Here is a 2,183-nt window from a genome sequence, read left to right as displayed (position 1 = left end):
TGTTCACCTCATCGTTCTTACTTTCTTGTACAATATCAGATGCCTTCTTAGGCACTGACGCTACCATTTCCAGTTTATCCACTGGAGGCGAATCGCCGTAAGGCCTCGCTGTCTGACCCTGGTCACTCCGTAGCCGCTCCCTGAAATTTTTTTTTCGGGTGGAGCGGCTTTTTTTATGCCTTTTTTTGCCGATTTGGGCACATTTTGGTAGCAACATATCACCAGTGAAAAGCAGCTGTATTGCGAATATGCAAGACAGTTAACTCTTACCAGTGATATCTAACAAATCCTCCAATTTTCAGGGCTAGTTTTGCTCTGTTCTGAGGAAGATGCCCCTTTCTCGCAAAAAAATAGGGCTGCGGTGCCGGCAAGCAACGCAGCCCAAAAATGCCTCGGCCAGCCAGCCGGGGGAATACTCCAATCATGTCACAACCATGACCAGATGTCCAAAAATACGCAACAGCCGGTAAAACGGCTGCCACGCCGTGCGGCTTCTTCAGCCCCGGCGTTTGCTCCTCATTCGGGGCGCCCGCTTGATAAATTAGCACACCAGGTAACAAGCCCATCCGTAACGGGGGGCGCTGCGGTCGTCGAAGATGACTTTCGGATTACCAAAAACGCCCAATTCTCCGCAAAAGAGAACTTTGGGAAGCGTGCTCGGGTCAAATTTCTCACCGAGGCTATGGCCGTGGGTCTGGCCAACGTGCCAGCCAGCAAGCTGACGAAGAGTTACTGGAATACCTTCTACTGCTCGACTATTTTGCAGAAGAAAGGCGACAGCCTGACCGGGAAGTACTGCAAGAATCGGTGGTGCCTTGTGTGCTGCCGTATTCGGTCCGCGCAGCTGATAAAGCAGTACGCCCCGGTGCTCCAAAGCTGGCCAGAAAAACACCTGGTTACGCTCACTGTACCGAACTGCTCAGGGGACGACCTGGCGGCCACTGTGAAGCAGATGAAGGCGGGATTCGACACTATTCGGCGCAGCTGGGCAATGCAGCACCGGCGCAAGCAACGTGCCGCGCCTCTCGTGGCTCTCCGCAAGCTGGAAGCGACTCACAACCCCGACCGCGACGACTACCATCCCCACTTCCACTTGGTGGTACCAGACTTGGCTTCTGCCAATGAGCTGCGGGTGGCCTGGCTCTCTCAATTTCCCTCCGCGCAGTGGAAAGGCCAGGACGTACGACCGGCCAATGCCGGGGCAGCTCACGAGTTGTTCAAATACTTCACAAAATTGGTCACTACGCAGTCAAAAGAGCGGTTTATCCGCTTGGCTCCCTTGAATGTGATTTTTGAGGCGATAGCCGGCCAGTGCACTTTTCAGAAGTTCAACATTCCCACCACCAAGGAGGTGGCCAGTGACGAGGAGGCCGATGCATTGGCCGAAGAGCTGAACATCGATGCAGTGTTTGAGTGGGTCCAGGCGCAAGCCGACTGGGTAGATAAGGAGTCCGGTGAAATGCTCACCAATTACAAGCCCACCCCTCAATTCAAAAAATTTGTGGAGACGAAAATCGTCTACAATTCACCTCAGAAAAAGCCCATGAATTCAGATTAAAAAACGCACAAGATTTCACCAGTGAAAAGCAGCTGCATTGCAGATATGCAAGACAGTTAATTCTCACTGGTGCAAAGTAACTTTTTCACCCTCTCAAATTTCATCAAATGTCACACTTCAATAAACTCACAGAATCCGCAAAAATCGCCATTTCCAAGACCGTAGAGCACGCTATTGCTATTTCCCCCAAAGAACTTTACCTGCCTGTTGCACCTGCTGGGATTTGGTATTCTGTGCTCTCAAAACTCAATGTGCGCCTTCGTGGTGATGGCTTGCCATTTGCCGACGAAATCGGGCGCGCGGTTCTGTATTTAGAATCTCAGCTCGGCACACCTGGTGTGTGTGAGCGCTGCGGCGCTAATTAAATTATACCGTGGTGGTCGTTGTCGAGCGGCTAGCGAGACCATCACCAGCCAAGATTAAAAAACCGCTTATATTTGTGCTGTCGGCAGGATAATGCCGGTCCGGGGTGTTCACCTCATCGTTCTTACTTTCTTGTACAATATCAGATGCCTTCTTAGGCACTGACGCTACCATTTCCAGTTTATCCACTGGAGGCGAATCGCCGTAAGGCCTCGCTGTCTGACCCTGGTCACTCCGTAGCCGCTCCCTGAAATTTTTTTTT

Annotated in this window: 3 protein-coding genes; 2 read left to right on the top strand and 1 reads right to left on the bottom strand. The window is 51.5% G+C overall.

The window, feature by feature from the left end; genetic code table 11:
• Positions 1–442 precede the first annotated feature (442 nt).
• Together J4G38_RS28190 and J4G38_RS28185 are read left to right on the top strand one after the other, a co-directional pair.
• Positions 443–1,558, top strand: a complete 1,116-nt coding sequence (locus J4G38_RS28190) for a protein rep (RefSeq protein ID WP_226164132.1) — start codon at positions 443–445, stop codon at positions 1,556–1,558.
• A 107-nt stretch (positions 1,559–1,665) separates the two neighbouring features.
• Entirely contained in the window at positions 1,666–1,923 is a 258-nt protein-coding gene (locus J4G38_RS28185) for a hypothetical protein (RefSeq protein ID WP_210522224.1), read from the top strand.
• A gap of 1 nt (position 1,924) precedes the next feature.
• On the opposite strand, the gene J4G38_RS28180 is transcribed toward J4G38_RS28185, so the two are convergent.
• Positions 1,925–2,183 (bottom strand): hypothetical protein (locus J4G38_RS28180; RefSeq protein WP_226164129.1); only part of this gene is annotated, 259 nt, incomplete at its 5' end.

It is taken from the genome of Hymenobacter terricola, from assembly GCF_017921975.2.
In the GTDB taxonomy this organism is placed as follows: Bacteria; Bacteroidota; Bacteroidia; order Cytophagales; family Hymenobacteraceae; genus Hymenobacter; species Hymenobacter terricola.
This window is presented reverse-complemented; position numbering and strand designations above follow the sequence as displayed.

Excerpts from the sequence above, each read along its gene's own strand:
- J4G38_RS28185 (WP_210522224.1), top strand. The coding sequence starts at position 1,666 with ATGTCACACTTCAATAAACTCACAGAATCCGCAAAAATCGCCATTTCC.
- J4G38_RS28190 (WP_226164132.1), top strand. The coding sequence starts at position 443 with ATGTCCAAAAATACGCAACAGCCGGTAAAACGGCTGCCACGCCGTGCG.